The following is a 1144-nucleotide window of genomic DNA, read 5'->3' as shown; positions in this document are numbered from 1 at the left end:
ACTCACGCAGCGGCTGCACCATTTGATTGGCGATCACTCGACGCTGGAAGTGATGCACGCGGAGGTGCAGGCGTTCATTGAGGGCCAAGGCGACACCTTGCCGCCGGCACAGCCGTTCCGCTATCTGGTCGCACAAGCCAGGCTGGGTGTCAGTCAAGCTGAACACGAACACTTTTTTACTGAGCTGCTCGCGGACGTGGAGCCGACCTTGCCGTTTGGGCTGGCGCAGGTACAGCACGACGGCAGTGACGTGAGCGAGTCACACCGGATGCTGCCGTCGGCGTTGAACGATCGGCTGCGTGCGCATGCCAAACGGTTGGGCGTCAGTTTGGCGAGCCTATGCCATCTGGCGTGGGCGCAGGTGCTTGCACGCGCGAGCGGCCAACCACGCGTGGTGTTTGGCACGGTGCTGTTTGGGCGGATGCAGGCGGGTGAGGGGGCCGATCGTGCGATGGGGCTCTTTATTAATACGCTGCCGCTGCGTGTGGACTTGGACGGCAGTGTAGAGACTGCCGTGCATGCGACGCATGCGCGGCTGGCGGCGCTGCTCGAGCATGAGCATGCGTCGCTGGCGCTCGCACAGCGCTGCAGCGGTGTGTCGGCGGGCACGCCGCTCTTTAGTGCGCTGCTCAATTACCGACACAATGCAATGGGCTCGGATGAGCGCAGCGGGCTACCGGGTGTAGAGCTGTTCAGCGCGCGGGAGCGCACCAATTACCCGCTGACACTGTCGGTCGAGGACTTCGGGCAGGCGTTGGGGCTGACGGCCCAGAGCGTGCCGTCGCTGGAGCCCGAGCGGGTGTGCGCGTATATGCAGCAGGCGCTGCACAGCTTGGCCGACGCGCTGGAGGCGACGCCCGACACCGCAGTGCAGCAGTTGCAGGTGCTGCCCGAGGCCGAGCGCGAGTTGCTGCTTAACACGTGGAACGCGACGCAACAGCCGTATCCGAAACATCGGTGCGTGCACCAGCTATTCGAGGCGCAGGTTGAGCGCACGCCCGAGGCGCCGGCGCTGGTGTTTGAAGATCAAACGTTCAGTTATGCGCAGTTGAACGCACAAGCCAATCGCTTGGCACACCAGCTGATTGAGTTAGGCGTCAAGCCGGACACGCTCGTGGCGATCTGCGTGCAGCGTAGTCCCGCG

At 64.2% G+C, this 1144-nt stretch carries 1 protein-coding gene; it reads left to right on the top strand.

Annotated elements, in window-relative coordinates:
* Nucleotides 1-1144 (top strand): condensation domain-containing protein (locus B0O95_RS15235; protein WP_146064140.1); only part of this gene is annotated, 1144 nt, incomplete at both ends.

The organism is Mycetohabitans endofungorum, from assembly GCF_002927045.1.
Lineage (GTDB): Bacteria > Pseudomonadota > Gammaproteobacteria > Burkholderiales > Burkholderiaceae > Mycetohabitans > Mycetohabitans endofungorum.
Note: the sequence above shows the minus strand (reverse complement) of the source record. Positions and strands in the feature narration are given on the sequence as shown.